25 protein-coding genes are annotated in these 25519 nt (G+C 66.7%); 7 read left to right on the forward strand and 18 right to left on the reverse strand.

The annotated features are described in order from the left end of the window. Positions 1 to 4: 4 nt before the first annotated feature. The 7 genes from HOP12_00775 to HOP12_00805 form a co-directional block, all read right to left on the reverse strand. A complete protein-coding gene (locus tag HOP12_00775; GenBank protein NOT32684.1) occupies positions 5 to 739 on the reverse strand; it encodes a DUF1295 domain-containing protein in 735 nt (244 codons plus the stop codon). A gap of 44 nt (positions 740 to 783) precedes the next feature. After that, positions 784 to 2091: a class I SAM-dependent methyltransferase gene (locus tag HOP12_00780; protein NOT32685.1), complete on the reverse strand. Its 1308-nt coding sequence runs from the start codon at positions 2089 to 2091 to the stop codon at positions 784 to 786. Then, positions 2088 to 2858 carry a DUF1365 domain-containing protein gene (locus HOP12_00785; GenBank protein ID NOT32686.1) on the reverse strand — a complete coding sequence of 257 codons (771 nt, stop codon included), beginning with the start codon at positions 2856 to 2858 and terminating at the stop codon, positions 2088 to 2090. Before HOP12_00785 ends, HOP12_00780 begins: the two co-directional genes overlap by 4 nt. Next, complete coding sequence (locus tag HOP12_00790; protein ID NOT32687.1) at positions 2855 to 4117, reverse strand: NAD(P)-binding protein; 1263 nt, start codon at positions 4115 to 4117, stop codon at positions 2855 to 2857. Before HOP12_00790 ends, HOP12_00785 begins: the two co-directional genes overlap by 4 nt. Then, complete coding sequence (locus tag HOP12_00795; GenBank protein NOT32688.1) at positions 4114 to 5001, reverse strand: acyl-CoA desaturase; 888 nt, start codon at positions 4999 to 5001, stop codon at positions 4114 to 4116. Before HOP12_00795 ends, HOP12_00790 begins: the two co-directional genes overlap by 4 nt. A 32-nt stretch (positions 5002 to 5033) precedes the next feature. Then, positions 5034 to 5522, reverse strand: coding sequence for a glutathione peroxidase (locus HOP12_00800; protein NOT32689.1), 489 nt, complete (start codon positions 5520 to 5522; stop codon positions 5034 to 5036). A gap of 181 nt (positions 5523 to 5703) precedes the next feature. Further along, positions 5704 to 6402, reverse strand: coding sequence for a DUF4397 domain-containing protein (locus tag HOP12_00805; GenBank protein ID NOT32690.1), 699 nt, complete (start codon positions 6400 to 6402; stop codon positions 5704 to 5706). A gap of 288 nt (positions 6403 to 6690) precedes the next feature. Here HOP12_00805 and HOP12_00810 point away from each other — a divergent pair, with 288 nt between their 5' ends. Beyond that, positions 6691 to 7620 (forward strand): MerR family transcriptional regulator, encoded by a 930-nt coding sequence (locus tag HOP12_00810; GenBank protein ID NOT32691.1) that lies wholly within the window; start codon positions 6691 to 6693, stop codon positions 7618 to 7620. A gap of 511 nt (positions 7621 to 8131) precedes the next feature. Here HOP12_00810 and HOP12_00815 read toward each other — a convergent pair. The 8 genes from HOP12_00815 to HOP12_00850 form a co-directional block, all read right to left on the reverse strand. Beyond that, on the reverse strand, positions 8132 to 8782 hold the full coding sequence (locus HOP12_00815; GenBank protein NOT32692.1) for a T9SS type A sorting domain-containing protein: 651 nt from the start codon (positions 8780 to 8782) through the stop codon (positions 8132 to 8134). 196 nt (positions 8783 to 8978) lie between these two features. Then, positions 8979 to 11396, reverse strand: coding sequence for an FtsX-like permease family protein (locus HOP12_00820; protein ID NOT32693.1), 2418 nt, complete (start codon positions 11394 to 11396; stop codon positions 8979 to 8981). After that, on the reverse strand, positions 11393 to 12109 hold the full coding sequence (locus tag HOP12_00825) for an ABC transporter ATP-binding protein (protein NOT32694.1): 717 nt from the start codon (positions 12107 to 12109) through the stop codon (positions 11393 to 11395). The genes HOP12_00820 and HOP12_00825 overlap by 4 nt, the downstream gene beginning before the upstream one ends. A 133-nt stretch (positions 12110 to 12242) precedes the next feature. Continuing rightward, a complete protein-coding gene (locus HOP12_00830; protein NOT32695.1) occupies positions 12243 to 12911 on the reverse strand; it encodes an NTP transferase domain-containing protein in 669 nt (222 codons plus the stop codon). Next, positions 12908 to 13738, reverse strand: coding sequence for a xanthine dehydrogenase accessory protein XdhC (xdhC, locus tag HOP12_00835; GenBank protein ID NOT32696.1), 831 nt, complete (start codon positions 13736 to 13738; stop codon positions 12908 to 12910). Before xdhC ends, HOP12_00830 begins: the two co-directional genes overlap by 4 nt. After that, complete coding sequence (locus HOP12_00840; protein NOT32697.1) at positions 13735 to 14724, reverse strand: 4-hydroxybenzoyl-CoA reductase subunit beta; 990 nt, start codon at positions 14722 to 14724, stop codon at positions 13735 to 13737. The genes xdhC and HOP12_00840 overlap by 4 nt, the downstream gene beginning before the upstream one ends. Before the next feature lie 10 nt (positions 14725 to 14734). After that, positions 14735 to 17242 (reverse strand): molybdopterin-dependent oxidoreductase, encoded by a 2508-nt coding sequence (locus tag HOP12_00845; protein ID NOT32698.1) that lies wholly within the window; start codon positions 17240 to 17242, stop codon positions 14735 to 14737. After that, positions 17239 to 17727, reverse strand: coding sequence for a (2Fe-2S)-binding protein (locus HOP12_00850; protein NOT32699.1), 489 nt, complete (start codon positions 17725 to 17727; stop codon positions 17239 to 17241). The genes HOP12_00845 and HOP12_00850 overlap by 4 nt, the downstream gene beginning before the upstream one ends. Before the next feature lie 171 nt (positions 17728 to 17898). On the opposite strand from HOP12_00850, the gene HOP12_00855 reads away from it, so the two are divergent. From HOP12_00855 to fbp, 3 genes are all read left to right on the forward strand, one after another. Then, on the forward strand, positions 17899 to 19152 hold the full coding sequence (locus HOP12_00855) for an FAD-binding oxidoreductase (protein ID NOT32700.1): 1254 nt from the start codon (positions 17899 to 17901) through the stop codon (positions 19150 to 19152). A gap of 152 nt (positions 19153 to 19304) precedes the next feature. Continuing rightward, positions 19305 to 20702 carry an aldolase gene (locus HOP12_00860; GenBank protein ID NOT32701.1) on the forward strand — a complete coding sequence of 466 codons (1398 nt, stop codon included), beginning with the start codon at positions 19305 to 19307 and terminating at the stop codon, positions 20700 to 20702. A gap of 8 nt (positions 20703 to 20710) precedes the next feature. Further along, positions 20711 to 21766, forward strand: coding sequence for a class 1 fructose-bisphosphatase (gene fbp / locus HOP12_00865; GenBank protein ID NOT32702.1), 1056 nt, complete (start codon positions 20711 to 20713; stop codon positions 21764 to 21766). Positions 21767 to 21784: 18 nt separating this feature from the next. Here the strand turns inward: fbp and HOP12_00870 are convergent, their stop codons facing one another. Genes HOP12_00870 through HOP12_00880 form a run of 3 tightly spaced genes read right to left on the reverse strand, consistent with a single transcriptional unit; the run spans position 21785 to position 23646 of the window. Then, positions 21785 to 22483 carry a DUF4386 family protein gene (locus HOP12_00870; protein ID NOT32703.1) on the reverse strand — a complete coding sequence of 233 codons (699 nt, stop codon included), beginning with the start codon at positions 22481 to 22483 and terminating at the stop codon, positions 21785 to 21787. 4 nt (positions 22484 to 22487) lie between these two features. Further along, positions 22488 to 22907 carry an arsenate reductase ArsC gene (locus tag HOP12_00875; GenBank protein NOT32704.1) on the reverse strand — a complete coding sequence of 140 codons (420 nt, stop codon included), beginning with the start codon at positions 22905 to 22907 and terminating at the stop codon, positions 22488 to 22490. Between the two features lie 55 nt (positions 22908 to 22962). Beyond that, entirely contained in the window at positions 22963 to 23646 is a 684-nt protein-coding gene (locus HOP12_00880) for an aquaporin (GenBank protein NOT32705.1), read from the reverse strand. Positions 23647 to 23807: 161 nt separating this feature from the next. Between HOP12_00880 and HOP12_00885 the strand changes: the two genes are divergently transcribed. The 3 genes from HOP12_00885 to HOP12_00895 all read left to right on the forward strand — a co-directional run. Beyond that, the gene (locus tag HOP12_00885; protein ID NOT32706.1) at positions 23808 to 24368 is read left to right on the forward strand and encodes a sigma-70 family RNA polymerase sigma factor; all 561 of its coding nucleotides are present in this window, start codon (positions 23808 to 23810) and stop codon (positions 24366 to 24368) included. Next, the gene (locus HOP12_00890; protein ID NOT32707.1) at positions 24361 to 24921 is read left to right on the forward strand and encodes a hypothetical protein; all 561 of its coding nucleotides are present in this window, start codon (positions 24361 to 24363) and stop codon (positions 24919 to 24921) included. The genes HOP12_00885 and HOP12_00890 overlap by 8 nt, the downstream gene beginning before the upstream one ends. Continuing rightward, the coding region (locus HOP12_00895; GenBank protein ID NOT32708.1) for a PDZ domain-containing protein at positions 24912 to 25519 on the forward strand (608 nt) is incomplete at its 3' end. The genes HOP12_00890 and HOP12_00895, both read left to right, overlap by 10 nt.

Genomic DNA, 25519 nt, shown 5'->3' on the forward strand with positions numbered 1-25519 from the left:
AAAGTCACGGAGCGATCCTTCGAGGTCGCCAGGGGAAAAACGCCGAAGTCGTACGTTGATACCGACGGTACGCCTCGCCCCGGCTCTCGAGCATGCGAGTCTCGAGCAGCGGAATGCCGGTTACTTTGAGCAGCAACCACAGCATCGCGGCAGGGCCGAGCAGGACGAGCCAACGACCATCGCCGCCCGCGGCCAGGCACACGTATGCGAACCAGTGGATCCACTCGAAGAAGTAATTCGGATGCCTCGAGTATCGCCACAGCCCCTGATTGCAGACCCGACCTGCCAATTCCTTGCTCTCGCGAAATCGTCGCAGCTGAAGGTCCGACAAAGCTTCGCCCGTGACCCCGACGACCCAGATCGCGATCCCGAGCGCATCCGGCCATCCGAGCGGCGTTCGATTCCACGCGGCCCACGCCATTGGCAGTGCGAACAGGACGGCCCACAGCGCCTGCAGCTGGTAGAAGCCGAACATATAGAGCTGAAAACGCGGTCCCCATTGCTCGCGCATGTTTCGGTAGCGGACATCTTCGTGCACGTCGCCGGAGACTCGTTGCCAGAGATGTGCGCCGAGACGCAGTCCCCAGGCGCCGGCGAGACCGGCGATGATCCATTTGCGCGGTCCTTCGCCCAGGACGATCGCAAACACAACGCCGATCACGGCGGTGGCGAATGACCACGCCACATCGACGATTGCTGCGTTACCGCTGCGGCGCTGCCAGAGCCACAGGAGCAGCATGGCGATCGCAGCGGCGACCCATGCGCCGAGAGCGAGGACGAGAGTCACGCGCGCGCTCCGCTCAGGGCAGATGCCAGGTCGCGGTTCGCGGACTCCGATGCGATCGGTGCCCCTCGCCACGCCGGTTTCGCGAGCACCAGCTGGAGATCGTCCACGTAGCCCTCCTCGAATCCCGCCTCGCAGTAGCACAGGTAGTAGGTCCACAGCCGCACGAAACGGTCGTCGAATCCCAGCGCCTTGATCTCGGGAAGCCGGGCCGTGAACGACGCCCTCCAGCGGCGCAGCGTTTCGCCGTAGTGGCGCCCGATGCTCTCGAGGTGATCGATCCGAAGGTCGGTGCGCGCCACCGCGCTCGTGATCGCTCCGAGCGACGGAAGACTGCTGCCGGGAAACACGTAACACTGAATGTAGTCGGCGGAAGTCAGATAGTCGTCGTAGTCGCGATCCGGCATGGTGATCGCCTGGAGCAGCATGGCGCCATCCGAGCGCAACCGATCCGCGCAGGCCCGGAAATAGGCCGGGAGATTCTCGTGGCCGACGGCCTCGATCATTTCGATGGACACGAGCCGATCGAAGCTGCCCTCGAGGTCCCGATAGTCCGTCGTGAGCACCTCGATGCGATCCGTCAGCCCCTCCGCACGGATCCGCTCGAGCGCGAGCTGGTGCTGCGCGTCCGAGATCGTGGTGGTGGTGACGTGACATCCGTAGTGCTTCGCCGCATGAATCGCGAAACTCCCCCAGCCCGTCCCGATCTCGAGCACCCGCTGCCCCGGCGCGAGCCCGAGCTTGCGGCACACGAGGTCGAGCTTTCGGACCGATGCCTCGCGCAGAGAACTCGCGCGCTCGGGGAAGACCGCACACGAGTAAGTCATCGTGTCGTCGAGGAACAGAGCGTAGAACGCGTTTCCGAGATCATAGTGGGCATGGATGTTCTTGCGACTCCCGCGACGCGAGTTCGCACTCAGGGCGTGGCCCAGACGCGCGAGCGGTCGGGCGAACGCGGCGCTGGCCCATCGGCCGCCGCCGTGGCGACTCAGATTGCGAGCGAAAACGCTCAGCAGATTCGTGAGGTCGTCGGTCGTCCACTCGCCGCGCAGGAAAGACTCCGCGAAACCCAGTGATCCGGAGAGTGCCACCCGCGCATAGAACCCGGGATCGAGAACGCGGAGCGAGGCACACGGAAGATCGGATGCCTCACCGAACCGGCGGACACCGCCTGAGTCCTCGACTGCCAGCTGTCCGTCGCGGATCCCTGCCAGCCTCTGATGCACGAGGGCGCGCGCCAGGCGCGCGATCATGCCGGACGATCGAGGGCGGCGCAAGACCGCTGGCAGCGACTGGATCGTGCTCATGGGCGGACCCCGCTGCGAAGCCCGCCCGGATGGGGATAGTAGGGCGAGCGCTTGAGCCAGAGCCTCAGCGCTTGCCAGTAAATCGCGACGATCACCTTGCCAGTCATGAACGGGTGCCGCAGCAGAGCGGTGGCGAGACTTCCGGTCGAGATCGGCCGGCGCTCGAAGCTCATCGAGGCGTCGAAGAACCCACGTCCCTTCGAGCGGCTCTCCATATGAACGGTGAGCGCGTGCCCCGGGGCGGAGAAGCGCCAGGCGTACTCGATCTCCATCGGCATGAACGGCGAGACGTGGAACTCTTTCGCGAACTCGAATACGCGTGGACCGAGTTCCGCCGATTCCGCACGGCAGTCGAGGACGTGGCAGTGGCGCTCGCCCCACGGCGTGTTGTGAATCTCGGCAACGATTGCCTGCAGGCGATCTCCGAGTTCGTCGAAGCAGTAGTAGAAGCTTACCGGGTTCATGCAGTAGCCCCAGTAGCGGAGGTTCGTCAGCAGGCGCACGGGGCCCGCGGGGCGGAACCCGGCGCGCTCGTACACCAACTCGCGAACGCAGTCGTCGAGCGGTCGCGTCGGATCGCCGACGTGATCGGCCCGGCGGAACCACGCGGGCGCGAAGCGGCGCGCGGACCACAACCACCGGCCTCGAAAGACCTCATCCAGTTCGCCGAGATCGAGGTAGACGAGAAACGCGCGGTAGTGGAACGCGTTCACGACCGGCGTTTGCCGGCGGTGCGCGATCGTGCCGAAGTAGAGGGCACTGTTCACGAGGCCCTCGCCACGAGGGCCCGATGGGCGATCGCGTCGACCACTTCCGCAGCACTCCGGACTCCGTCCTCGTGGAACCCGTTTCCGAAATAGGCCCCGCAGAACCAGGCCTTGTGCACTCCCTGGATGCGATCGCGCTGCTTCCTGAGGCGCACCCAGTCGAGCGAATACTGGGGGTGCGAGTAACTGAACCGGCGGATGATGCGTGATGGATCCACGGACTCGGTTTCGTTGAGTGTCACGCAATAGCGCGTGGTGGAGCGGAGTCCCTGCAGGCGGTTCAAGTCGTAGGTGACCGTGGCGAGGTCGCGGTCGGGGCGAACGTGGTAGTTCCAGCTCGCCCACGCCTTGCGGGTGCGCGGCAGCAACGAGGTGTCGGTGTGCAGCACGACCTCGTTCGTCTGATAGCGCACGGCGCCGAGGATCTCGCGCTCGGCGGGAGTGGGATCCTCGAGCAGCGACAACGCATCGTCGCCGTGACAGGCCAGGATCACCTCGTCGACGGTCGCCTCGCCCCCGGTCGTGAGTACTCGCACGCCGTCGGACGTGCGGCGAATCGAACGCACCGGGTCACCCAATCGAATGCGGTCCCGGAACGCGTCCGCAAGTCGCTCCACATAGCTCGCCGAACCGTTGGCAACCGTGCGCCAGCCGACCCGCCGCCTGATGTTCAGTTCGAGCAGATCGTGACGATCGAAGAAGTCGACCACGAAGTGCACCGGGTAGTGGCGAAACGCAGAAGGCGGTGCGGACCACAACGCCGAGCCGAGCGGAAGGAGATGCCACGACACGAACTCCTCGGAGTACCGCGCCGCGCGCACGAGATCATCCACCGTGGCGTCCTCCGACATGCCGGCAACCGTCGCGCGACCGTCCCGATAGAAGCGGAACACGTCGCGCAGCATGCGCCAGAAGCCGGGCCGGATCGCGTTCGCCGGCTGACAGAAGATCGAGCCAGGGCTCGATCCGTTGTACTCGACCCCGGTACGAGAGCATCGGACGCTGAAGCTCATGTCGCTCGGCTTCGAGCCCACACCGAGTTCGTCGAGGATCGCTTCGAATCGCGGGTAGTCGCGCCGATTGAAGACCAGGAACCCCGTGTCAAGGTGTTGCGAGACTCCAGCGTCTTCCACCGTGACGGTGTGCGCGTGGCCGCCGAGTCGTGGCTCCGATTCGAACAGCGTGATCTCGTGCTCGCGATGAAGTTCGCGAGCGGCCGTGAGCCCGGAAATCCCTGAGCCGACGATCGCGACTCTCATGACAGCCGCCTGCGTTCGAGGACCCTTGCGGGTACGGGCTGCAGGCGGGAGATGACGCGCAAGGCGGCGAGAGCCTTGAGCCCGTAGTAGGTCAGGTCGATTTCCCACCAGTAGAAACCTTGTCGCGCCGCGCCCGGGTAGTGGTGATGATTGTTGTGCCATCCCTCGCCCAGTGTGAGCAGGGCGAGAAGCCCGTTGTTGCGGCTGTCGTCACCGGTATCGAAGCGTCGCGACCCGAACTGATGGGACAGAGAGTTGATCGTGTAGGTCGCGTGATAGAGCACGACCGTGCTGACGAGGAAACCCCACACGAACATCTGCGCTGCGCTGGTGCCGAGCCGCGGGGCGGCGACTTGCAGCCAGGCTCCGAGGCCGAGCAGGCCCGGCGCGAGGAGGATGGGGCCGACCAGGTAGTAACGGTCGAGAAACCGAAGCTCCGGGTAGCGGACCCAATCACGCACCAGATGTTCGCGAGTGGGAGTTCCACTCTGGGTGAGGAACCACCCCACGTGGCTCCACCAGAAGCCGTGCCGACCAGGTGAATGCGAATCACCGTCCTCGTCCGAGTGGCGATGGTGGTAGCGATGATGCGCGGCCCACCACAACGGGCCTCGTTGAACTGCGAGCGTGCCGGCCAGCGCCATCAGGAACTGAATCGAGCGCCCCGCACGAAACGTGCGGTGCGAGAAGTAGCGATGGTAGAAACCCGTGATGGCGAACATGCGAAACAGGTAGAGCCCAATCGCGGTTGCAAGGGCTACGGGGGATACGCCCACCCAGAACACGGCGATCACGCCCGCATGCAAGGCGAGAAACGGCGCACTCCCCGACCAGTGAATGGGTTCCGGCGGCACGGCGACTGCGGGCCCTGCATCACCGGACATACGGCGCGTGGTTTGCAACATGTCGCCGGTCCTTATCGCTTGGCTGTGAGTGAGTCGAGCCGGTCCGTGATCTGCTTGGCGAGCGGATCCGTGGCGGAATCGAACCGAGCAACCACCTTCCCGTCGGGGTCGACGAGAAACTTGGTGAAGTTCCACGAGATCTCCCCCGGGAAACCGGAGTCTCGCGTCAGGTAGGCGTAGAGCGGTTCGATCTGTTTGCCCTTCACGCTGATCTTGCTGAAGAGCGGGAAGCTGGTCCGAAACTCGAGGCTGCAGAACTCCTTGATCTCGGCATTCGTTCCGGGCTCCTGCTTCATGAAGTCGTTCGCCGGAAAAGCGACGACCTCGAATCCCTGACTCTTGTAGCGGCGGTAGAGGGCTTCGAGCGACTTGTACTGGGGAGTGAAGCCGCACCGCGACGCGGTGTTGACGATCAGAAGCGTCTTGCCCCGGTAGTCGGCCAGGGACTTCTCGTCTCCGTCGATGGTGATGACTCGGAACTCGTGAACGCTGCGCACCATCGATTTGTCTCCCACTCTGGAGTCGGCCGTGCTCAGCGTCCCGGCCACCGCAGCGATCAGGATCAGATTTTCAATGCTCATCAAGCCCCTCCCGCACCTGGCGGCCATCGCCAGGAATCCTGGTTCGCATCACCCGAGCACGGGCGCCCTTTCGGACGCCCTGCCCGCGGCGACTGTCGGATCAGTTGTTGACGATGATCTGCGCGCCCAGCGCCTGGGCGGCGGCTCCGCCCACGAAGCCCTTCGCGAACACCGTGTAGATCTTCCCGGCCTGCAGCACGATGCCGTTGAGCGGCAGCACCACCGTGCTGCTTCCGGCCAGACGAACCTCGAGGTTGTAGGTCCCCGCGTCGACTGGCGTGAAGGGCGCGAACTCCTTGAAGCTCCTGTTCGCGAACAGCACGGCGCCACCCTGAACCGCGACATCGACAGCCGGTGCGTTCGGTGACAGGTGGACGAAGCGCACGTGCGCTTTGCCGGCAGCCGGAGCGGTGAGGTCGTCGGTCAAGACGAGGGCGCCGATGCTGGCGACCGAATCGGTCGCGAACACGGAATAGTTCGTGTTGGCGCTCAACGCGAGGTCCGCATTGATCACCGTGGTCGCGGTTCCGGTGACGTTCACCTTCACGTTGCGAGTGCCGGACGTGACGCTGAGGTACGGGGTGCTGTTCGGAAATGCCAGCGCAGTTCCGGCGATCGTGCCGTCGACCAGCAGATCGACCGCCGGAGCGTCAGGGGACGCGTGGACGGCCATGACGCGCGCCTGAGCGGCCGGCGTCCCGGGGCTGACCGGGTTGTCGTCGTCGCTGCTGCAACCCGTCACGGCGAACAGTGCGAGGGCCGCCGCCCCCAGAAGCGAGATCTGCCTGCGATTCGTCATTGGATCCTCCTGATCATCGAGCAAGTCACCGGCGGGTCCGGTGACGACGGGGCATCCGATGGCGCTTGCGTGCGGATCGATCCAATGTTTGAATCGGTTCTGAACATGTATGGCGGATGCATGACATCTCGACAGTCGCCTGACTACCTCAGCTATTGGCCAATAAGGCAACGATTCCGGCCCGACTGAGATCTGACTGAATCTCGTTCAAAACCTGCTCATCTGAGGTGGGCCGACGGAAGCAGACTCGTTCGGCCCCCGCTCTCACGCAGTCCGAAGAGGACGCAAGTGAAGCCAAAACCCAGTCGAGGCGACGCGAAAACCCTCTCGATCGGCGCCCTGTCGCGAGCCACTCAGATCCCGGCCGAAACCCTTCGCACCTGGGAACGTCGGTACGGCTCGCCCATTCCGGAGCGCAAGCCGTCGGGGCATCGCCTCTATTCCGCCACGCAGGTCGAGCGCCTGCGCCGCGTCACGCGACTGCTGGCGCTGGGGCATCGACCGGGCGACATCCTGGGACTCCCGTCGGACGAGCTCGATCGCATGCTGTCGATCGCGGACCCCGAGGAGGCCGCGACGCCGGACCAGCGGTCGATCGAATTCGGGCGCGAGTCACTCGCCCGCTCGCTCGCCGCGGCATTGAAGGCCGCCTCCGACCTCGATCGCGAGGCACTGGTTCGGGAGCTGAGAGCCAGCTGGGTCCGGCTCGGGCCGCTTCGCTTTCTCGAAGACTTCGCCGGCCCCTTCATGTCCGAGATCGGCATGGCGTGGAGAAGCAAGGCTCTCGAGGTTCGCCATGAGCACTTCGCTTCGGCCTGCCTCTCCGGCTTTCTTCGCGAGGTTCGCGAGCCATTCGATCACACGGCTCGCGGCCCGCGGCTCGCGGTGGCGACGCTCTCCAGCGATACCCACGAAGGCGGCCTGCTCATGCTGAGCACGCTGCTCGCGTACCGCGGGTACAGGGTCCTCTACCTGGGCTGCGACAACCCGGTCGAGCAGATCGCCGCTGCCGCGACGACGCGCGGCATCGAGATCGTCGCCATCAGCATCTCGGCAGCCGCTCCTCGACGCCGGACCTCCGCCGCGGTCGGTCGGCTGCGTCGAATGCTGCCGCACCGCATGCCGCTGTGGATCGGCGGGGCCGGTGCGCCGGTGCCTCCGAAAGGCGTCGAACGCTTCGAGAACCTCGAGGCACTCGACGCCAGACTCACGGGCTGACGCGGGGCGAGCTCGACTCCTCCCGCCACGCCGCCACGAACTCCCGAGTGGTCGTCAAGACAATCACGCCTTTGCGAGAAAGCACCACCATGCACAATGCCAGCCGTCCCATGAAGCTGTTCCTGACCGCTGCTTCGATCTCGTTTCTGTTCTCCGTCTATCTCTGGTTTTTCTTGGACAAGCAGACGGCCATCTTCGTAGGAATCTGGGTGCCATCGATTCTCTCCCTGGGCACGCTCGTCCGGAGTGCGCGATGAGTCCCGACGCCGTCGTCGCGTGCGTGGGTTCCGCCGTGTTCGCCATCACCCTGATCGGCGTGCTGGAGGCTTTCCGCTGGAAGTCCGGCGGCGAGGATGAGTGAGTGATTCGGGGCCGCAGCGCGGCGACGGTGAGGACCTACCGCATTCCACCCATCTGCATTCGAATCGCGACGGGCAGAACGCAGAGCAGCGCCACGAGCGTCAGCGCGAGAAGTGCTGAGCCGACGAGCAGTCGCTGGAGCCGAGTCATCTCAGCGCACGATCGTGAAGCGTCGAGTCGCCACGGCTGCCCCCTGACGAAGGCGGAGCCAGTAGACGCCGGATCGAAGTGAGCGATCGAGACTGAACTCCATGGCCTGTTCGCCGCTGGCTCCCCTGGGCGCCCACCGCTCTTGAATGCGGCGACCCGTGATGTCGAACATCTCAAGGCTCACGGGCGCGCTGCCCGGCAGCGTGAATCTCACCTCGAGTGAGCTGGCACCTTGGTGCGGGGCGACCGGATCGAGTCGTAGCGATGCTTGTGACGTGTCATCCGCAAGCACATGGCGAGCGGATGGCTTGCTCGGCTTTCGGAGAGTCACTGATCGCTGACCGAACATGAACGCGACCTCGCCCGTGTAGATCGAAGGAAACGCGAGATCCAGTGCGCCGTCGCCATCGAGATCTCCAAGCGCTGGAGTGCGTGCGCCGGCCATGGCGAGATCGTTGTCGCCGTCGCCGTCGTAGTCGCCGATCGCGACCGAACGACAGGCCCCGACCGTTGAGTAGAGACGCTCGACGGCGAACCCGTCGCGATTTTGCGATTGAGCTCGGGCGGGCAGCGCGAGCAACACGCTACCGAGGGCAAGGAAGACGGTTCCAAGGTAATTCGAGCGCAGACGCGCATCACGGCACGTGGTCATGGCGGCCTCCGAGGCGAGAGCCATGACAATCGCAATCGGCGCGCCAGCTGAAGTGATGCATTAGCTGCTGAGCCCAAGTACGTGTGACTGGAGGTGCCGCCACGAGGTGGCTGCGAATGCGCGCGCGATCGGTGTCGGGTCGCTTCGAGGAATTCGTCAGCCCGTCCGACACTCCACGCCGCGCGCAACCTCGCGCCTACGCCTCCGCCAGGACCACCCGCCGACCTCCCCCACCCCACCAGGTCACCGCATACGCGAGCATTGGCAGCAGCCCTGTGCAGAGCGCCACGTCGCGCCACGGAATCACGAGCTGCACGGCGAAGTTGGTGCTCGCGAGCAGCCCGATCGCGGGCATCATACCGGCCGGTATCGCCAGCACGCAGCCGAGCAGTGCCAGGTATCCGGCCCGCGCGGCCGCGTGTTCTCGCAGCAACGAGGGAGCGGCACCCACCGTGTGCAGCACATGCTCATCGCCGGCCGATTCCGCGGCGGTGAGCGACGTCGCCACCAGAACTACGACGAGTGCCGTGAGCAGGCACGCGGCGAGCATGGTGAAGAAGAACGATCGCGCCGGCCCGCGGTGCAGCAGCACGGCATCGACGTTTGTCCCGGGCGTCGCAGCCGCCAGCGCCTGCGCCGCGCGAATCTCCTGTTGAGTGACCGCGTGGTCGAGCCTCATCACCCACGGCACGAGCGCATTGCGAGGAGGCGGTCCAGAAGTGAGGCCGCGCGACTCGAGCGCCGAACTCGCCACCACGAACGCGGGGCCGACCACGTTCTGGGTCATTGCGATGCGTTGCGTCGTCGGCCATGCGATTCGCCGTCGCCGCGGCCCCGCGATCACGCGCAGCTCCCCGGCGCCTTTCGGCAGGCCGATCGCGATCAGTGCGCCATCACGAAACGCGTTCGCGCCGGCATCTCCGTCGATCGCTCGCAGCAGCGCCTCGTCGCCGCACGCGACCCAGTCGATGCGTCGCATTGTCGCGCTGTCGCCTGCGAAACGGACTCGCAGCGGCACACCCTGCGCATAGGCCGCTGTCACGGGCGCCACCGCGATCGCGCGTTGCGCCTGCGCCACGCGGCGTGCGACGTCTTCGGCGCCCGCGCCTTCGACCACGATCTGATCATCGCGATAGGGCGCCGGAAACGACGTGATCTTGCCGTCGAGACTCGCGACCAGAACAGCGACCATCACCCCCATCGCCATCGCAGCGAGCACCGCAGTCACCACCGGGCCGTTGCGCGCTGCGAAGCGCCCGGAGTCGCGCAGCGCCAGTCGCCACGCGAGCGGCAGCGGGCCGGCGCGGCGCCCGAGTGCGGCCAGCACCCACGGGCTGCAAGCACCAAAGCCGATCACGCCCAGCACCGCACTGCCGATCACCGCCAGGCCGGACATCACTCCATGCCCTCGTGGCACGAGCAACAGCGCAACCGCCATGGTTTCGATCGCCAACCCCGCGACCAGCCACCGACGCGAGACCGCACGCACCGGGCGGCGCGCACCGAGCGCTTCGCGAATCGGAAGCCGCGCGGAGAATCGCGCGGGGAACAGAACCGCGATCGCCGCCGCCGCTACTCCGAGCCACGCGGCGGGAAGCGCGTACTCGAGCGGAAACTCGAAGCTGCCGTTCCACCGACGATTGAGCGTATCGAGAAACGGAAGCACCGCAGCTGCTCCTGCGGCTCCGAGTCCGACGCCGATCGTCGCGGCAACCGCACCCAGTGCGACCGCCGAGAGCAGCATGGCGCGGGTGATGCCACTCACGGTCGCGCCGAGTGAACCGAGCAACCCGATCTCCCGCTGTCGCCGGCGCAGGCTCACTGCAAATGCGGCAGCGATCACGAGTGCAGCCTCGAAGAACCCGACGCTGCCGAACAGAAAGATCACGGCCGTCACGGTGGCACCGCGTCGCCCGGACTCAGTCCGCGTATGCACGGCGTAGCCCGCCGCTTCGAGCGCCCGGGCGGCCGATGCGACCGAGTCGCCGGCGAGCCCAACCAGCCACTGCCGTTCGACTCGATCCTCCACAGCGATCGGCGACCTCACGACCAGCGGGTCATCGAGCGCCTCGGGGTCGAACAGCACGCCCGAGATCGTCCGCGCCGAGCCATCGCCAAGCGTCACCGAGTCGCCGATCGATCGCGCCAGCCCTTCCATGAGCACCGGCGAGAGTGCGACCTCGCGGTCGTTCGCAGGCGGACGGCCGCGCTCGACGCGCACGAGTCCAAGTGCAAGGCCGCGAGTCGCCAGTGCACTCGGCTCGAGTGCGAGCAGTCGTGCACCCAGACGAATGCCCGGGACACTCACGCGCTCGATTCCGTTCGCAATCGCTTCGGTGCGAGCTGAACGAGGCAACAGCGCCAACGCTCGGTCGGCGGCGCCGGCGATGTCTGTCAGATCCACACGCATCGCGGCCGATCCCATGATCGAAGCCCGCAACTCTTCGGGCGATGGCTCGACGATCCGAAGCAACGCCGCGGCGCCGACCATGGCCGCCACCGGTACGGCGACCAACGACATGAGCAACAGCGTGCGCCGCGGGTGCTGAACGAACTGGCGCCACTCGACCCGTGCGAGCGCTTGAAGTGCGGTCCAACTCTTCGCGCCGCTCACGCGGACACGCCGACAGTCGCGGCCTCGGTTGACCTCTCGACTTCGGCAACCTCGTCGACCATCAATCCGTCACGCAGGTGCAGCACGCGATCAGCCCACCGCACGTGGGCCGGATCGTGCGTGACCAGCACCACTGTCCGGCCGCGATCACACTGCGCGCGCAGCAGCCGCATCACGATCTCGCCGGTGGCTGAGTCGAGCGCGCCGGTCGGCTCGTCGGCGAGCAGCAGTCCGCGGGGCCCGACGAAGGCACGCGCGATCGCGACACGTTGCTGCTCGCCGCCCGACAGGTCATCCGGGAAACGGTGAGCAAGTGCAGACATGCGGACACCCTCGAGTGCTTCGTTCGCCAGCCTGCGCGACTCGCTCGACGCCACTCCGTCCAGATCGAGCGGCAGCGCCACGTTCTCGATCGCGCTCAGACCCGGCAGGAGATTCAGATCCTGGAACACAAAGCCGATTGTCTGGCGCCGGAGTGCGGCCAACGCGGCTGGCGCCAGAGTGGCAAGGTCGTTGTTGTCCACCAGCACACGGCCTTCGCTGGGCTGATCGAGAGCCCCCGCGAGTGCGAGCAGCGTGGACTTACCCGAACCCGACGGACCCATGATCGCCACCAGCTCGCCGCGCGGAACGTCGAAAGTTACAGGCCCGAGCGCGCGAACAGCCTTAGGGCCAGTGCCATGAACGCGTGTGATGCCTTCGAAGCGGAGCATGCGGGGGACCCCGGGGCGATCTCTGAGCAGCGGGAGAAGGTTGCTGCGAGGAGATACGGGGCGGGGCGGAGGGTGTCACAGCATGCAGCGATTGTGAGGCGCGTCGGCACGACCGTTCTGGCGTGCCTAGCGACTAACGAGTATTCCGATTCCGCACCACGCCCTTGTCCGCCACATCCAGGTAGCCCACCAGCCGCGCATTCCGTCGCACCGCATCCGCGAGATGCGCCGCGCCCCTGTCCCCCGCGATCGCCAGCGCGAGCCCCGGCGTCAGCACCAGCGGGTGCCCGCGTTCGCCGCGATACCTCGGCACGATCGCGTAGGCGAAGCGCTTCTTGTCGGCGCGGCTCCCCTTGTAGGCACCCAGGGCCGCATCCATCCCCGCGCCGAGCGCGCGCACGGTGTTCACCTTGACGTTCGGGTGATCGACCGGCAGCACCACGACGCTCTCCGGCTTGAGCGACACCGCACCGACCAGACCGAGTCGCACCGAGCTGTACATGCCCTTCTTCCACGCGCGATTGGTCACGAAGTGCACCTCGAGCCCTTCGGCCCCGTGCTTGTGGGCGCCCTGAATGTCGCGGTGCAGCTTCCCCGACTCGACGAGCTTCACGAACTCGGCCTCGATCGACTTCTGAATGCGCTTGGCGTCGTGCCCGAGCACCACGATCACCGAATCGCACACCGACCACAGCGTGCGAATGCCGGCGGCGGCAAAGCTCTCACCCTTGAGCTTCACCAGCGCCTTCGCACTTCCCATCCGCGTCGATGCACCCGCCGACAGCAGCACGCCCACCTTCATCGGCCTACCTCCCGGTCCTTGGGTTGGTTCACAACGGGCGGCATCCAGGGTTCGGGCAACGTGACGCCACGGCGCGTCGCGACCAGCTCACCCACGATGCTCACCGCGATCTCCTGCGGCGTCTGCGCGCCGATCTCCACTCCGAGCGGGCAGCGCAGCCGCGCGATGTCGGCGTCGGCAAAACCGCGTGCGCGCAACCGCAGCGCGAACTTCCGCTGCTTGGGAACACTGCCCACCATGCCGACGAATCGCAGGGGCTTTCGCAGCAACTCCTCCACAATCCGCTGATCCACCGCGTGATCGTGCGTCACCACCACGGCATACTCGGCGCCGCTCGCTTCGAGCGTGCGCGCCACGGCTTCGGGGTCTCGATTGATCAGCGTTGCATGCGCGAACCGTTCGCTGGTGGCCCACTCCTCGCGCGCATCCACCACGCTCACATCGAACCCGCAGTCGTGCGCGAGGCTCGCGAGCGGCTGCGCGATGTAGCCGGCGCCGAAGATCGTCAGCTTGGGCGCAGGCTCCAGCACTTCGAGGTACACCGACATCTCGCCACCGCAGCACATACCGAGTTCCTGCGTGAGGTGTCGCTTCACGAGTGACGAGCCGCCATTCTCGAGCAGTCGCGCCGCCTGCTCGCGCACCTGGTGCTCGATCGCGCCGCCGCCGATCGTGCCGGCGGTCGTGCCGTCTTCGCCGATCAGCATGTGAGCGCCGGGCTTTCGCGGGGTGAAGCCTCGCGACTCGATCACGCTCGCCATCACGAACCGGCGGCGCTCAGCGCGCCACCTCGCCACGGTGTCCCAGATCTCTTCGCGATCGTTCATGGCGTCACTCCCAGCGCGTCTCTCACCGCGCGCTTCACGAACACCGGCACCATCTCGTGCCGGTAATCCTTGTCGTAGGGCACGTTGGTCTGCGGATGACACTGCTTGTAGGCGGTCTGCCCGACCGCGGTCAGCACGGCGTCGTCCACCGCGACGCCGTCGAGCAGCTTGTCGACTCCGGAGACCACGCGCGGCTTGGCGGCGAGTGCGCTCACCACGAGTCTCGCGCCACCCAATGAGCCACCGTCGCGGCGCGCCGTGAACGCGACCGACAGCATGGGGAAGTCGATCGCAGCTCGGGGCCGCAGCTTCTGGTAGCCGAACACGAGCCCGCGCGACGCGGCCGGCACCGTGATGAGAGTGACCAGGTCGTCGGGTTCGAGCACGTTGTTCTTGGCGCCGTCGGCCGCGAAGAAGTCATCCACCGCGATTCGCCGGCGACCGGTACGATTCGCGATCTCCACCTGCGCGCCGAGCGCGATCAGCATCGGCGCCACGTCGGACGAGTGTGCGGCTACACAGCGCTTGCCGGCGGTGACCACGTGGCAGTGCACGCCGTCTTTCTTCAAGCAGAAGCCGAGCGCTTCGCGCCAGAAGAACGTCTGGTTGTAGTAGGTGCAGCGCGTGTCGAGGCACAGGTTGCCGCCGATCGTCCCCATGTTGCGAAGCTGCGGCCCCGCCACCATCGACGCGGCTTTCGCGAGCCCCGGGAAGTCGCGCTGCACGATCGGATCGCGCGTGAGCTGCGTGAGTGTCACGAGAGCGCCGATCTGCAGTCCTTCGGCGTCTTCGCGCACGTAGCGCAATTCGCCGACGCGACCGAGGTGCACGATGCGCTTGGGTTCATGCAGGCGATGCTTCAGGTTCGGCACCGCATCGGTGCCGCCCGCGATCAACAGCGTCTCGCCGCGCGGCCCCTCGAGCAGCGCAAGAGTTTCCTCGACGGTGGCGGGACTCGCCCACGCGAATCGCGGCAGGGTCAGCATGAGCGGCCACTCATCGCTTCGCTCCCGCCGCCAGCCCCGCGCGTGCTTTCTCCCACGCGGCACGCGCATCGGTGGTCCCGAGCTGCGACAACACGCGCGGCGGGCTGAACGGCAGACGGTCGCAGCGAATGCCGAGCGCGTCGTAGATCGCGTTCGAGATCGCCGGCACACTCGGGTGCAGGGGCCCCTCGCCCGCTTCCTTGGCGCCGTAGGGTCCTTCGGGATCCACCGACTCGATGATGAACGACTCGAGTTCAGGCGTATCGAGCGAGGTCGGGATGCGATAGTCGAGCAGCGACGGCCCGTGATGAATGCCTGAGCCGTGATGCGGAGCGGCGGCCTTATAAGACTGCTCCTCGAAGATCGCTTCGCCGAAGCCCATGTAGGCGCTGCCTTCCATCTGACCTTCGACGGTCACGGGGTTCAGCGCGCGCCCGCAGTCGTGCGCGACCCAGATCTTCTCCACCTTCACGAACCCGGTCTCGGGGTCACACGCGACCTGAGCGATGTGCGCGGTGAACGAGTAAGCGGGTGACGCACCGATGGTGCCGCCGCGATAGTCCCCGCCGAGCTTGGGCGACTGGTACCAGCCCACCGAGCCGAGCGTGCCGTTGCGCGCCTCCGCGAGCTGGAACGCCCGCTTCACGCTCATCGCATGCTTCTCGGGGTCGCTGGTCGCGCAAGCCACGCCTCCCGCGAGCACGATCTCGCGCTTGTCCACACCCCACTGCTTGGCGAGCGCTTCGGCGACGAGTTCGCGCAGCTTGCGCGCGGCATCGAGGCACGCGTTGCCGCACATGAAGGTCTCGCGACTCGAGTAGCTGCCGAGGTCGACCGGCGTGAGGTCAGTGTCGGCCGCCACGACGCGCACGTCGCGCAGCTCGAGGCCCAGCTCCTCACACACGATGTACGCGAGAACCGACTCGGCGCCCTGGCCGATGTCGCTGATCCCGCAGAACACGGTCGCGCGTCCGCTGCGATCGAGCTTCAGCTGTACCGCCGATTGCGGCATTTCGTTCGGGTAGATGCAGTAGTTGGTGCCGCTGATGTACATGCTGCCGGCCACACCTACGCCACGGCCGTACGGCAGGCGGCGGAACTTCTGCTTCCACTCGGACGCCGATTCGATCGCCTCGAGACACTGCAGGAAGCCGTTCGAGGTGACGCGCATGCCGTTCACGGTGCGCGTGTTCTCGCCGATGAAATTCTTGCGCCTCACCGCGATCGGGTCCATGCCGATCGCCTCGGAGAGCTTGTCGAGCTGGCATTCGAACGCGAAGCGCGGCTGCACGGAACCGTGGCCGCGCTTGGGGCCGCAACACGGCTTGTTCGTGAACACGCGCGTCGAATCGAAGCGATAGGCCGGCATGCCGTAGGGCGCGGTCAAGAGCTGGCCCGAGTAGTAGGTGGTCACGAGCCCGAAGCTCGAGTAGGCGCCGCCGTCGATGTGGATCTTCGCGTCCACGGCGGTGAGCGAGCCGTCCTGCTTGATGCCGGTTCGATAGGCGAGCCGCATTGGATGCCGCCCGCGATGTGCGTAGAACACTTCCTCGCGCGTGTAGAGGATCTTGACCGGTCTCCCGGTCACCATGCTGAGCTTGGCCGCGCAGAACTCGAGCGAGAACGGCTCGCTCTTTCCTCCGAAGGCGCCGCCCACCACCGGCTGGATCACGCGCACGCGCTGGGTGGGCAGCTCGAGCACCTTGGCGAGATCGCGATGCAGGTAGTGAGCGACCTGCGTGCTCGAGTAGAGCGTGAGGAAGCCGGTCGCGTCGAAGTCGGCGAGTGCACAGTGCGGTTCGATCGGCGCGTGCGTTGAGCCTTCGTACCAGTACTCGCCTTCGACCACCGCATCACTGTCGGCGAGTCCCGCCTCCACGTCGCCAAACGCGAGATGCACGTGCTTGGAGATGTTCCCCTCTTCGGCCTTCTCGTTGACCTTCCACTCGGGGTGCGCGAGCGCCGACTCGATGTCGATGACTGCCGGCAGCGGCTCGTAGTCCACCAAGATCGCTCGCAGTGCTTCTTCGGCGAGCAGCTCCGTGTCGGCCGCCACCGCCGCAATCGCATCGCCCACGTAGCGCGCCTTGTCCTCGCACAACGCCTGCTCGTCTTCGGTCCAGGGGATGATGCCGAAGTAGATCGGCAAGTCGCGGCCCGTGATCACGGCGTGCACACCCGGCATCGCGAGTGCCTTGCTCGCGTCGATCGAGCGGATCCTCGCGTGCGGGTGAATCGAGCGCAGCAGCTTGGCGTGCAACATGCGCGGCAGCGTGAGGTCGTCGGCGTAGACCGCGCGGCCCGTCACCTTGGCGAGCCCCTCGATCTTCCGGTTGCGACGTCCGATCATGCGGAAATTGGAATCGTTCGGCGGCTGCGATCGCCCGCCCTCCCACTGAGGGGGCGTCAAGCGATCCTCGCGCGGCATTGTGCGGCCTTTGGGGATCGCCATGCCGGGCGGCGGCGTGGTGCTTCCGGCCGGCGCCGCGTCGCCGCGCTTCTTGTCCCCGCCGCTCACGACGAATTCCGTGCGGACTTGGCCGCGAGCTCGACCGCTTCGTAGATCTTCGTGTAGCCGGTGCAGCGGCAGAGGTTCCCCGACAGCGCGTGCGCGATTTCTTCGCGTGACGGAGAGGCGTTGCGCTTGAGCAGCACCCAGGCGCTCATCAACATGCCGGGCGTGCAGAATCCGCACTGCGCACCGCCCGTGACGTCGAAGGCGTCCTGAACCGGGTGCGGCGTGCCGTGATCCGCGAGACCTTCCACCGTCGTGATCTCGCGCCCTTCGGCCGCCAGCGCCAGTGTGATGCACGCGAGCACCGGCTCGCCATCCATCACCACCGTGCAGGCACCGCAATCACCCTTGTCGCAGCCCTGCTTGGAGCCCGTGAGCCCGAGGTGATAGCGCAGCGCCTCGAGCAATGTGGTGTAGGGCGGCAACGCGCATGTGCGCTCGTCACCGTTGACGCGCAGGCGGCAGGGAACGGACTCGGCGTCGCTCAAGGGGGCTCCCGGGGAGAACGCGCTTCAGATGGGGGACTCGCGCAGGCGATTGAACCGGCTCGGGGGCGAGGGTGTCAACGCGTTGCACAGCGCCGATTGGGAACCGCACTTGCGAAAAATTCATCCCGGGCTTGCCCGCCGCCCCGTCGAGCCCGCACAATGTGTTCGCACATGTCCGACGCATCCCTCAAACATCCGGTGTGGTGGCGCGAAGCGCCGCCCGCATATCCCGAACTCCACGGTGAACTCGACGCCGACGTCGTGATCGTCGGTGGGGGCATCACGGGTGTGACGCTCGCGTACACGCTGGCCGAGCAGTCGGCGACCGTCGTGATGCTCGAAGCCGATCGCATCGCCTCGGCCGCGAGCGGCCGCAATGCAGGATTTCTGCTCGCCGCCCCCGCCGAGCCCTACTCCGAAGCGATCGCGATGTGGAACCGCGACGGCGCCCGGGCCATGGTGACGACCGGCCGGCGCGCTCATCAGCGCGTGAAGGAACTGGTCGGAGCGCTCGAGCTGGAGTGCGACTATCGGCTCACCGGCAGCCTGCGCCTGTGCCGCACCGAGGAAGAGGCCGAGGATCAGCGCGCGTCGCTGCCCGAATTGAACGCCGACGGTTTCCGCATGCTCGAAACGCAGGTGCATGGCAACGTGCCGGTCGAATCCGAGGGTCATTTCAAGGCTGCGTTCCTGATGCCCGAAGACGGCGAGTTCCACCCGGTCAAGTTCCTGCATGGCGTCGCGGTCGGTGCCGCGGGGCTCGGTGCGCGACTCTTCGAACACTCGAGCGTCAAGTACGGGCAGTGGCGCGCGGGGCTGTGGCATGTGCACACGGCCCACGGCGTGGTTCGCGCTCGAACCGTCGTGATCGCGACCAATGCCTACGCACCCAAGCTGGTGCCGGCGCTCTCGCGACTCATCGCGCCGCGGCGCGGGCAGTTGCTCTGCACCGCTCCGATCGATCGCACCATTGCCGCACGCCCCACCTACGCCCACTGGGGCTATCAGTCGTGGCGGCAACTTCCGGACTCGCGGCTCGTGATCGGTGGATGGCGCGATGTGGCGCTCGACACCGAAGTCGGTTTCGAGCAGAACCCCACGGAGCAGATCCAGTCCGCGATCGAATCGGGACTGCGCGACCTGGTGCCCGAGGGTGCGGCGATCGAGCACCGCTGGGCCGGCACCATGGGCTTTGCGCGCGATGGTCGCCCACTGGTCGGCTGGCTCGATCCCGAGCACCACGTCGCGATCAGCGCCGGCTACACCGGCCACGGGATGGGAATGGCGCCTGCATGCACGCTGGACCTCGCGGCACTCATCAACTGGAAGCCGGCCCCGGGGATTGCGACCTTCGATCCGGCTCGCTTCAACGAGCTTCGCGATGCGCGCGAAGGCACAGTGCTGCTGGGGGCTGCGGTCGGGTAGCAGAACCGACGCCGCGCCGTTGAGCTTTCGAGATCCCCGGAGCGCCGCTATACTCCCCGCGCCGTTTCTGAAACTCGACTGACCCACGTGCCCTGGCCGCCACCGGCGCCTCCGGTCCCCCGCTCCGGGCACCCCTTACGGAACGGAATCCCATGGAACTGAAGTCCTCAGACGAGATCCGCCATGCCACGGCTGCGCTTGCGAGCGGCAGTTCGGACGCGCTGGATCGGCTGGTGCACACCGGCGTCTTCGGCGCCTCGATCGAGCTGAGAGACGCGGCGCGCGACGCGGTCATGCAGGAGGCGCGGTCGCGCGGGCTCTACCCCGCCTCGATCCACGGCCTCTACATGGCGCGCGGGCGCGGCGAGGCGCCGGCCGACTTCACGGTGCCGGCGATCAACATTCGCGGCATGGCGTACGACACCGCGCGGGCACTTTTCCGCGCCCGCCGCGCGCTCGATGCGGGTGCCGTGATCTGCGAGATCGCGCGCTCCGAGATCACCTACACCGATCAGCGACCGACCGAGTACACCTTCGTGATCATCGCGGCGGGACTGCGCGAGGGCTGGACCGGCCCGGTGTTCATTCAGGGCGATCACTTCCAGGTCAACGCGAAGAAGTACCTCGCGGATCCGGGCAAGGAGATGGCGGCCGTCAAGGACCTGACGGCCGAAGCGCTCGCGGCCGGCTTCTACAACATCGACATCGACACCTCGACGCTGGTCGAGCTGGACAAGCAGGGTCACGAGGCGCAGCAGCAGTTGAACGGCGGGCTGTGCGCCGAGCTGACCGCGTTCATCCGCGCGCACGAACCGAAAGGCGTGATCACCTCGGTCGGCGGTGAGATCGGCGAGGTCGGTGGCCGCAATTCGAACGCCGATGAGCTGCACGCGTTCATGAAGGTCTACGGCGCCGCACTCGAGAAGCGTGCAGCCGGCTCGACCGGTATCAGCAAGATCTCGATTCAGACCGGCACCTCGCACGGCGGTGTGCCGCTGCCGGACGGCTCGGTCGCGGCGGTCAAGCTGGACTTCGATGCGCTCGAGCAGCTCTCGAAGATTGCGCGTGAGCAGTACGGACTCGCGGGCGCGGTGCAGCATGGGGCTTCGACGCTTTCGGCGGACCTGTTCGATCAATTCCCCAGGCGCGGCGCATGCGAGATCCATCTCGCGACCGAATTCCAGAACATGATCTTCGATCACGCCCGCTTCCCGGCCGAACTGAAACAGTCGATCTACGCGAAGCTTCGGACCGAAGCCGCGGATGAGCGCAAGAGCACCGACACCGACGAGCAATTCTTCTACAAGACTCGAAAGAAGGCGCTGGGCTCGTTCAAGCGCGAGCTGTGGAACCTGCCGACCGAGGTACGCGCGGCGATCGGAGTGACGCTCGAGGACAAGTTTCGCTTTCTGCTCACCAAGCTGAACGCGGGTGGGACGCGAGCGCTGGCCGAACTGCACGCGCCCAAGGTTCCAGGCTCGTTCCCGTCGGTCGGCTCCGCAGTCGGCGTGGGGCGCGGCCCCGAAGACATCACCGGGCTGCACGACTAGGGGGCGATATGCCGAAACGCACCTTGACCTTCAGCCAGTTCCTGTTCGCCGAGGAGCACAAACACCCCGAGGCGAGCGGCGAGTTCACGAGCGTGCTGATCGACATCGCGCTCGCCGCCAAGCTGATCAATCGCGAGGTCACGCGCGCGGGACTGGTCGACATCCTGGGCTTCACGGGCGACGAGAACGTGCACGGCGAGAAGGTGCAGAAGCTCGACATGTTCGCGCACGAGGTCTTCTACCAGATCCTCGGCTCGACCGGTGAGCTGGCGGTGCTCGCGTCCGAAGAGGACGAGGACATCGTGCCGGTTCCCGAGGGCGCGCGGGTCGGCAAGTACGTTGTGAACTTCGATCCGCTCGACGGCTCCTCGAACATCAACGCGAACGTAAACATCGGCACGATCTTCTCGATCCTGCCGCGCATCACCCGCAAGGGCCCCGGCACGCTCGAAGACTGCCTGCAGGCGGGGCGTCGCCAGCTCGCGGCCGGCTACGTGATGTACGGCTCGAGCACCATGCTGGTCTACACCACCGGCGACGGCGTTCACGGCTTCACCTTCGAGCCCAGCATCGGCGAGTTCCTGCTCTCGCACCGAAACATCCAGACGCCACCCCGCGGCCGCATCTACAGCGTGAACGAGGGCAACTATGTGCACTGGCACGAAGGGCTCAAGCGATATGTGGACTGGCTCAAGCGCGACGACCCTTCCACCGGCCGCCCCTACAGCGCGCGTTACGTAGGCTCGCTGGTGGCCGACTTCCATCGCAATCTTCTCTACGGTGGCGTCTACCTCTACCCCGCCGACTGCAAGAATCCGAACGGCAAGCTGCGAGTACTCTACGAGGCGGCTCCGCTCGCGTTCATCGCCGAAGAGGCAGGCGGCGCGGCCAGCGACGGCATTCGCCGCATCATGGAGATCGCGCCGGGCTCATTGCACCAGCGCACCCCGCTGATCATCGGCAGCCCGATGGACGTGAAAGACGCCGAGGAGTTCATCTCGGGACGCCACGTCGAGGTGACGAGCGAGCGGCGAACGCCGAGTCAGGTGCGCGTCGGGCCGTAGCGGCTGCCGAGCTCGGCGTTACTCGGTGGTGCGTTCTCGAATGAACGCAATGCCGAGGACGACGAGCCACAACGGCAGCGCGAGGTTGTTGGCATCGGCGATTCCCGCCACCAGCGGCGTGACCCTGCGAAGCATCGCGGCGAACCCGATCAGACTCGCGGCGACTCCGGCGATGCCCAGCCATCGCGAGCGCGCCGGCGAGCACAGAATCGCGTGGGCGGTCAGCAGGAAGAACAGATTGAGCGTCAGCTCGCCGACGAACTCGCCGACGTAGCCGCCGAGGTAGGAATTGAGTCCCCCATAGACGGCGCTGAGCGTGGTGCGCTGTGAAGCCGTGGCGGTCTCGAATGCGCGAGCGAGGTGCCAGTGAATGCTCGGCCAGCGCAGCAGCCCGAGCATCATGCTGAACGCCGAGACGATCGCGAACGCCGCCGCGCTGCGCGCGGCACCCGGTGCCGCGTCGCGCAACGCCACCCACACGCCGACGCCGGCCGGCACCAGCAGCAGGGGAATCAGCGCATACAGCGTCCACACCGCGCGCCCGGCGGCACCGAGTCCGATCAGACGCGGCAACACCTCGGCGGCCGGACGATCGAGGACTTCCGGGTAGTCGAACTGGACCGCGAGGTAGCTGAACACGGCGATGAACAGCAGCGCCGCGAGTACCAGCGCCAGCCCTCCCAACCGGACGGCGGCAACTTCTCGAGCGCGTGCCACGGCGTCAATCCCCGCGCGGCCACAGGCTGGCGACTCGCCAGCGAATCTCGTCGCGCGCCTCACGAAACGCTTCGAGCCTCGCGTTCTCGGACGCCGCCGCCGGATCGGGCAGCGGCCAGTGCACGCGCCGAACCGTGGCTTCCACGTTCGGGCAGACCTCGTGCGCCTCGCCGCACAGCGTGATCACGGTGTCGGCTTCCTTCCATGGCACCGCGTCGAGCGTCTTCGAAGTCTGAGCGGTGATGTCGATCCCGACTTCCTTCATCACCTCGACCGCGAGCGGGTTCACGTGGCTCGGCTGGATCCCCGCGCTCATGACCCGAACACCCACGGGCGCGAGTGCGCGTGCGAAGCCCTCGGCGATCTGACTGCGCGCCGAGTTGTGCACGCACACGAACAGCGCGAGTTCGGGCGGTCGCGTGATGAACGCCGCCGGCCGCTCGGGCGAGACACGCTCGTCGCGACTCACACCCTTGGTCTCAGTCACGCCGACCACTCAGCACGCCGACGTGGTAGAGCCGCGCCGCCAGCACACCACCGGCGATCGGTCCCAGCCACCAGATCCAGTGCAGCTCCCATGCGCCCGCGATCACCGCGGGACCGAATGCACGCGCCGGGTTCATCGCGGCACCGGTGAGCGGTCCGCCGACCAGAATGTCGCCCAGCACCACCAGGCCGATGGCGAAGCCGCCGATCTTGGGCCCGCGCGGATCGACCGCCGTGCCCCAGACCGCGGTCACGAGCAGAAACGTCATCACGATCTCGGCGATCACGCCCTGATGCGGCGCGAGTTCGGGGGCGAGTCCCGCCGCTCCGAGTCGCACCACCTGCCACACGGCCGGCGGGAAGATCAGCGTGAGGAGCCAGCTCGCGAACACCGCGCCGATGAGCTGGGCAACGATGTAGATCATCCCCGAGCCGAGCTTCTGCCGCCCGGTCGCGACGAAGCCGAGCGTCACGGCGGGATTGAAATGAGCGCCGGAGGTGGCGCCGAGCGCCGAGATCATGACGGCGAGCGCCAGCCCGTGGGCCACTGCGATACCCAGCAGTCCGGGACCGTCCGCGCCCAGCAGCTCGTTGGCGCAGATCGCCCCCTGCCCCAGGAAGCACAGCGTGAACGTACCGAGAAACTCAGCCCAGTAGGACTTGAATCCCTGATCCATGGTGCCCTCCAGTTGGCGTCCAGTGCGCTGCGCGACAGCAGGTTATCCGAATGAGATGCGATCGTCCACGGGTCGAAGGCGGTGGCCGAATGGGCTAGGCTGCCGTCGTGAACGACATTTCGCCCAACCCTCCGCGGCATCGCGGCCACTCACAGGCAGATATGCGGCAAACGGCGATCTCCCCGGCGGATGACCGCGCACTGGCCGAAGCGCTCCAAGTCCGAGGGGACGAACGAGCGTTTCGCGAGCTCTATCGTCGCCACACCCCGGCGCTCTACCAGCTCACGCTGCGAGTGCTGGGAGGCAGCGACGCCGATGCGCAGGACGTCATACAGGAAACCTGGATTCGAGCCACCACCAAGCTCGACGGCTTCCGATGGGAGTCGAGTTTGCGCACCTGGCTGACCGGCATCGCGCTGAATCTCTCGCGCGAGGTGCTGCGCCGGCGCGCACGCCGCCCCACGGTCGAGTGGAGCGAAGTGCACGAGCCGGCGATCGCGCCGCCGCGTCTCGGGGACCGCATGGACCTGGAACGCGCGATCGCCACACTCCCACCCGGAAGTCGCACCGTGCTGGTTCTGCACGACATCGAAGGATTCACACACGAAGAGATCGCGAATCGACTCGGGGTCTCGATCGGCACCTCGAAGAGCCAGTTGTTCGCGGCCCGCCGCGCGCTTCGCGTGCGACTGACGCGAGTGGAGGAAATACCCAATGCATGACGAAGAGGATCTGACTCCCGAACTTCGCGCCGCGCTCGATGCGCTCCCGCGCGAACGCGATCCCGGCCAGTTGCTCGAGGAACGCGTGGTGCACGCGCTGCGCGACCGCGGCGTGTTCGACGAGCCGCGTCGCGTGCGGCGCTTCGTGCTCGCTCCCGCGTGGGTCACCGCGGCGGCGGCGGCATGCCTGGCGATCTTTGCCGGCGGCTTCTCGATCGGCCAGTGGGTCGCGAACCGCCAGGCCTCTCAGACGCTCGTCGCACTCCGGCAGCAGGACGCGACCCAGGCGGCGGCACTGGTGCAGCAGACCGGCTCCGCCTACCTCGCGGCACTCGCAGCCTTCGCGAATGTGTCGCGCACCGGCTCGTCGAGCGATCGACACCAGGGCCAGGAAGTGGCGACCAACATTTTGCACGCGGCCGCCAACGAAATGACACGCATCAATCCCGACGACCCGCTCACCGTGCAGATCTTGAATGGTCTCGAACGTGCATCGCGGAAAGACTCGACCCGTACCGGGACCGATGAAGCGAGGAAAGTGGCATGGTTCTGAGACGCTCCAGGTTCGCGCTCATCGCAGCGGGGCTCGCGCTCACCGTGGCGCCGGCGCTCGCCGCCACCACCAAGACGGGTGATCGCTGCCCGGAGGGACGCTTGCGCGGCATCGACCTTGGCATCGGGCAGATCGACGGCAGCTTCAGCAAGACCGTCAAGTCCTCGACCACCCGGGAAGCGGGATCCAAACAGCAGGTGGTGTGGTTCTTTCGTTCCGAGCCGCGCATCGCCGACGTCACGATCGATGGCCCTGCGGCCGGGCGCCTCAAGTCGGGCGACGTTCTCATCGCGGTCGATGGTCAGCTCATCACCACGCGTGCCGCGAGCGCTCGACTGAGCGAGCTGCGGCCCGGCCAGCCGATTCAGCTGCTGGTGCGACGCTCCGGCAAGTCGGTCCCGGTGCTGATCATCCCACGCGAAGCGTGTCTCGATCGCGGCTCCGAGCCGTTCGGTGTCACCGGCTTCACCTACCCGCTCGGCGCCGAAGCGCCCGAAGCACCGCTTCCACCCGATGCTCCGAGCTGGATCGACATGCCGGCCCCCACACCCGAGCCAGCCGAGGCGCCGAGCGCGCGCAGTCGCGTGTGGCCGGCGAG

The sequence above is a fragment of the Candidatus Eisenbacteria bacterium genome, from assembly GCA_013140805.1.
Taxonomy (GTDB): domain Bacteria; phylum Eisenbacteria; class RBG-16-71-46; order RBG-16-71-46; family RBG-16-71-46; genus JABFRW01.

Bases quoted from the DNA above. Each gene is read 5' to 3' on its own strand.
- HOP12_00790 (NOT32687.1), bottom strand. From the start codon at position 4,117: ATGAGAGTCGCGATCGTCGGCTCAGGGATTTCCGGGCTCACGGCCGCT.
- xdhC (NOT32696.1), bottom strand. From the start codon at position 13,738: ATGAACGATCGCGAAGAGATCTGGGACACCGTGGCGAGGTGGCGCGCT.
- HOP12_00775 (NOT32684.1), bottom strand. From the start codon at position 739: ATGCTGCTCCTGTGGCTCTGGCAGCGCCGCAGCGGTAACGCAGCAATC.
- HOP12_00825 (NOT32694.1), bottom strand. From the start codon at position 12,109: ATGCTCCGCTTCGAAGGCATCACACGCGTTCATGGCACTGGCCCTAAG.
- HOP12_00880 (NOT32705.1), bottom strand. From the start codon at position 23,646: ATGGATCAGGGATTCAAGTCCTACTGGGCTGAGTTTCTCGGTACGTTC.
- HOP12_00780 (NOT32685.1), bottom strand. From the start codon at position 2,091: ATGAGCACGATCCAGTCGCTGCCAGCGGTCTTGCGCCGCCCTCGATCG.
- fbp (NOT32702.1), top strand. From the start codon at position 20,711: ATGCCGAAACGCACCTTGACCTTCAGCCAGTTCCTGTTCGCCGAGGAG.
- HOP12_00795 (NOT32688.1), bottom strand. From the start codon at position 5,001: ATGTCCGGTGATGCAGGGCCCGCAGTCGCCGTGCCGCCGGAACCCATT.
- HOP12_00885 (NOT32706.1), top strand. From the start codon at position 23,808: ATGCGGCAAACGGCGATCTCCCCGGCGGATGACCGCGCACTGGCCGAA.
- HOP12_00840 (NOT32697.1), bottom strand. From the start codon at position 14,724: ATGCTGACCCTGCCGCGATTCGCGTGGGCGAGTCCCGCCACCGTCGAG.
- HOP12_00815 (NOT32692.1), bottom strand. From the start codon at position 8,782: ATGACCACGTGCCGTGATGCGCGTCTGCGCTCGAATTACCTTGGAACC.
- HOP12_00800 (NOT32689.1), bottom strand. From the start codon at position 5,522: ATGGTGCGCAGCGTTCACGAGTTCCGAGTCATCACCATCGACGGAGAC.
- HOP12_00805 (NOT32690.1), bottom strand. From the start codon at position 6,402: ATGACGAATCGCAGGCAGATCTCGCTTCTGGGGGCGGCGGCCCTCGCA.
- HOP12_00860 (NOT32701.1), top strand. From the start codon at position 19,305: ATGGAACTGAAGTCCTCAGACGAGATCCGCCATGCCACGGCTGCGCTT.
- HOP12_00830 (NOT32695.1), bottom strand. From the start codon at position 12,911: ATGAAGGTGGGCGTGCTGCTGTCGGCGGGTGCATCGACGCGGATGGGA.
- HOP12_00890 (NOT32707.1), top strand. From the start codon at position 24,361: ATGCATGACGAAGAGGATCTGACTCCCGAACTTCGCGCCGCGCTCGAT.
- HOP12_00855 (NOT32700.1), top strand. From the start codon at position 17,899: ATGTCCGACGCATCCCTCAAACATCCGGTGTGGTGGCGCGAAGCGCCG.